Source organism: Mesorhizobium loti (assembly GCF_003148495.1).
Classification (GTDB): Bacteria; Pseudomonadota; Alphaproteobacteria; order Rhizobiales; family Rhizobiaceae; genus Mesorhizobium; species Mesorhizobium loti.
Map to the genome: position 1 here is coordinate 1 of NZ_QGGH01000039.1, position 4621 is coordinate 4621.

General features: G+C 57.7%; 2 protein-coding genes and 3 pseudogenes. All 5 read right to left on the reverse strand.

What is annotated here, in order from left to right; genetic code table 11:
* Positions 1–249: 249 nt before the first annotated feature.
* Positions 250–538, reverse strand: a pseudogene (locus C8D77_RS38750) (IS110 family transposase); the annotation flags it as partial.
* Between the two features lie 123 nt (positions 539–661).
* Positions 662–787, reverse strand: a pseudogene (locus C8D77_RS38755) (IS110 family transposase); the annotation flags it as partial.
* Between the two features lie 229 nt (positions 788–1016).
* A complete protein-coding gene (locus C8D77_RS37045; RefSeq protein ID WP_109672920.1) occupies positions 1017–2159 on the reverse strand; it encodes a porin in 1143 nt (380 codons plus the stop codon).
* 317 nt (positions 2160–2476) lie between these two features.
* Entirely contained in the window at positions 2477–3133 is a 657-nt protein-coding gene (locus tag C8D77_RS37050; RefSeq protein ID WP_109672922.1) for an antitoxin Xre/MbcA/ParS-like domain-containing protein, read from the reverse strand.
* A gap of 715 nt (positions 3134–3848) precedes the next feature.
* Positions 3849–4313 (reverse strand): annotated as a pseudogene (locus C8D77_RS37055) (IS5 family transposase); the annotation flags it as partial.
* Positions 4314–4621 lie beyond the last annotated feature (308 nt).

The following is a 4621-nucleotide window of genomic DNA, read 5'->3' on the forward strand; positions in this document are numbered from 1 at the left end:
GCTGATCCCATGCGCGAATCTCCTCTCACGCCAAAGAATCATGAAACCGAGCAGGCCGGAATCCCCCGAGAGTCAGCCGTCAAAGCCGTTGGTATAATCGCCAAATGGATGAAACTTCAGTGGCATGTATGGACGTATATGGACCCGCCCGATTGCAACAGGATAGCGATCGCGGCGTTTGCTGATACCGAACAGGCGGGCTCGCCCTCCACTGGATCGTCGTTTCGGCACAGGCCGAGCCAAGCCGAATGGCCGGCCGGACGCCTCGCAGTGGCTTCCGCATCGTTCCGGTCGTTCTTGTTCGACGTATGATGTCACGAACTGAGGGCTGATCAGCCGAACCTCATGGCCGAGATGCCCAATAATGCGCTCCGTTCGAGGCTTCCATGCCGACGAGACATCGCGGCAGATTGGCGAAGAAGCGGGCTACCGCATCGCGACGCAGCATCTTTCGCACGACGACTTTTCCGTGGCTGTTAACGCCGTGAACCTCGAAGACATACTTCGCAAGATCCAGACCTATTCGAACGACCTGCATGGCATTCTGCTTCGTTGCAGTTGGCGTTCGAGATTTCACCGCGCCTAGAGGGCGGGGTCCATACTATTGCCCCCTGCATCGTTCTCTCCTGCCCAAACTGGATGTCATGTCGCGCGACCCTCGTTACCCTCGAGCCATTGACGGCGTCGCGCGGCAGTTTTTCTCACGCGCCATTACCGCCCAGGCGATCCGCGCTACCTTGCTGGCGACAGCGACTGTGACCAGCCGTGCCGGTTTACGCTCGAGCACTGGTGGCGGATTCTGCCCATCTATCTCGCTTGCGCGCCACTCTTGATACCGCATTAAAAAGGGCGCCCGGGAACGGGGCGCCCCTCTTCATCGACGAAATACTCGGATTGGAGGTCCGTGATCAAGCAATCCGTCGACAAATTTCTTCAAGCCTCACCAAAATGGTTCAGCCGCAAATTGAAGGCTTCCCACTCACCGCTTCGAATGCGGCGAACGGGCCGTTCAATCCTCAGAACGAGCGCTGGAAGCGGAGGAGACCGCCAATGTTGCTGTCCTTGGAGGCGCCGGTCCAGTTGAAACGGTCATCCGAACCGACGTTGACATAGTCGACTTCGGCCGTGACCGTGAGGCCGGGAACGAGGTCGTATTGAATGTTGGCCGCGAGGCCGAGGTTCTTTTCTTCGTCATACGAAGCCTGAGCATTGAACCTGGTCTTCTCGTTGATGGTGTAGGTGCCACCACCCCAGACCGCCCAGTTGCCGCCCCACTCCTTGAAGAAATTGCGGCCAGCGTTGAAGTCTTCGTTTTCCGAGCCGTAGCCGACCATGACGAACAGGGCCAGGTTCTCGATCGGGGTCAAGTCCAAGCGAACCTTGCCGGCCCATTCCTCGTAGTTGCTGTCGTAAGCCGCGACGCCGCTGATGGCGCCCCAGCCTTGCGTCCACTTCACGCCGCCGACGACATTCGGCACGTAGCTGTCGATCGAGGTATCCCCGGACCCGTCCTCAGAGCCGGTTTCCAACGAAGCCACGGCCGAGAAGCCGTTGCCGGCATCGAAGTAGTACTGCACGACATTGGTGTCGAAACCACCGTACGGAACCAGCGTATCGTTGAGAACGTTGCCGGCGTAGCCGATGAACGAATCGAAGGCCGAGTCATCCCTGCCGACGCGCAGACCACCGAGCTGAATCCAGGCGTAGTTGAGGGTGACGCCTCTGTCGCGATTGATCCATCTGCCATTGGGCGGAGTCTGGTCTGAATAGTCGCCGCTGTTGTTGCCCCAGGTGAAGCGCGTCTCGGTGAAGGTCTTCAACGTGCCCAGTTCCGTTTCCTGGCCGGTCCAGGTCCTGAGCGTGAAACGGGCATACTTGGCATAGGTATCGTTGGTGCCGTCGCCCTGCCGGTCCGGAACGTTTTCGACTCCATCGAACGAACCTGCATCGCCGACGCCGATATTATAGCGGACATAGCCGCCAATGCGCAGGCATGTTTCGGTGCCGGGGATGTAGAAGTAGCCCGAGCCGTAGACATCGCAGATCTTTACGTATTCGGCCGGTTCCGGCTCGGCGACCGTCACCGCGTCGGCGGCGCGAGCACCGGACACTGCGATCAGGGCCGCAGCTGAGCCGAGAAGAAGGCTCTTGATGTTCATACTTGATCTCCTTGAATGATTTGAAAAGGGCGAGGACGTCGATGGACGAACCGCTCCCTGTCCCCACGATCGAAAAAGATGCGCATCGCGAAGCATCCTTCCCGGCTCGAACGCTATTCACCGCATGGAATAGTACAAGGTCAAATTCCGCTTTTAAGCTATATGTGGCAGCACCAGTTGTATTTTTACCACTAAATTTGCATTATTACTTGTACAAATTGGACAACTATACATTTGTACAAACGGCACAATTGGTACATTGACTGTTTGCGGACGCACCGAACGTGCGCGAACAGCCACCGACGCCTGCCGAACCGTCAGATAGATTCAATCAGAGAAATAGCCTGGGCGGCCGATGCAACAGCTTCTGTGTTCATGCCTTCCCTGAGCAATTCGATAGGAACGTGACCCTTGAGAAGAGGTGAGGGGCTGATCAGCCACAGCCAAGCCAATCTGGGATCTGAGATCGAGCAAAGGACCTGCCTGATTCCAGGCATAGGCCTGCCGTCGATGAACTGAGCCAGGGGAAATACATGCTTGCGGGAGCCTCTGCGAAAGGCAACCACATCATTGTGTCGCTGCCACCAATGCAGCGTGGACCGCGGGATTCCAAAACGTCTCTCGAGATGCGTCGATCCCGCAACTGGACCGGCCCACTCCGCAATGCGGGCGCCTTCTTTCGGAAAATCTTTCAGAATCGGATGTCCGAGCGGATGATCGGCTGGCCGAGGTCGCGAAGCGATCTCAATCGCCGTACTGTTTAGCCGTCGCGCTACTTCGGCCTCGAGCCTGCCAAGCAATTCAGCGGCCACAGCGGTGGAATTGTCGGGAGCAGGATCCGAAGGCGAAACAGCCGCCCTTTCACCCTGTCTCGCCTCATTGCATTGGGCGAGAATGCGCTGCACCTCCCTCATGACGAAGCTTGAAAGCTCGCCTTGGCGCTTGTCATCCGCAAGATCACTCGACCCGGACATGTGTCGCTTTCCCGATGCATTCCCTCAGCAAGCCGCTGAAAGAGCGTTGAAGACATGAAGCTTGGAGGACTAAGATGTGTTGCGTGTTCCTATACTCGCGGCCTAGCAGCCGTCTTGCGGTTTCGACTTGTGCCTCACAATAAAAAAGGGGAGAACGTCGATGGGCGATTGTATTTCCCCTGCACGCCGGCGCGATGTTGTACGGAAGACCCGCTCGCGGCGAGCATGGCGGCTGGCTTGGCAAACTGGCATTCTCCACTCTGCTGCGATTGGAGCTGTGAATAGCATGGGGACGGTGTCGGGAGTTGCGCAATAATGTAATCTGCCGAATGATTTTATTTCAGATTTTGGCGTGAGGCGCACGCCTGAGAGCAGCTTCCTTATTTAAGCTGGCGGCGCGGTCTTTACTAATTGCCAGGGGCGCTGAGACGGATCGCCGAGCTAGGGACGTCGCCGCGTCTGGAAGGAGGGAATCCAGAGGCAACCAAGATGCCCAGGACAGAACTGGGGAATCTGGACGATCAGGCACGTTGGCTCCCTGGGATTCTCCAAATGCCGGAAGCGCACTACTCGCTCGCGCTTGCGCCAAACTGCTCTCTACGGATTCGGAAGAGAACACGAACTGCCTGGTCATGGAATGCTCTCACTTCAAGTGTTGGAGTTGGGTGGGGAGTTTCTGGATTGGGGCGGCCTTAATTAGAGTCCGTTTTGAAATTCACGGATGATCGTTTCGGCGGATGAGATTGCCGCCCATTGCGACAAGGATCATGGCTTGCGAGACGTCGATGCGCTGCTCGTAGTCGCGCACGAGGCGGCGCCATCTTGTCATCCAGCCGAAGGTCCGCTCGACGACCCAGCGGCGAGGCAGGATCTGGAAGCCCTTCTGGTCGTCGGATCGACGGATGATCTCGACCACGAAGTCGAGATAGGTGGTTTTGTCCATGAGCTTCAGCCGGTCATAGGCGCCGTCGGCGAACAGATGCTTCACCCAGGGCCAGCGCTTGCGAATACCATCCAGGATCGCCTGAGCGCCGGCACTGTCGGAGATATCGGCGGTGGTGAGGTTGACCATCAACAGCCGCCCATCCGTATCGACGGCAATGTGTCGCTTGCGGCCGACAATCTTCTTGCCGGCGTCGTAACCCCTTGTTTCAGCTTGCGGAGCCTTGACCGACTGGCTTCTCTATTCGGCGGTTTGAAGTTAAGCGCCTCCTAGCTCTTTTTCGCTTTGCCGGCATTGGACGTCTTTCGCGGGGCCTTGCTTCTCTCCGGGATCGGCGCTCTGGCCCTGCCCTCTATGGGGATTCAGAAGAATGGGTGGAACAATCTGTCGAGCGCCTTGATTGCCGATGATGGGGCAATCGAGCCAAGCCAGTCGACGAACTCACCTCATCCTGACCGCCTACGACAACGAGCACTTCACGGTCTATATGAGGCTCCTGGACGCGTCCTCCGACGATGCCAGCGAAGACGAGATGGCGCAGCTCG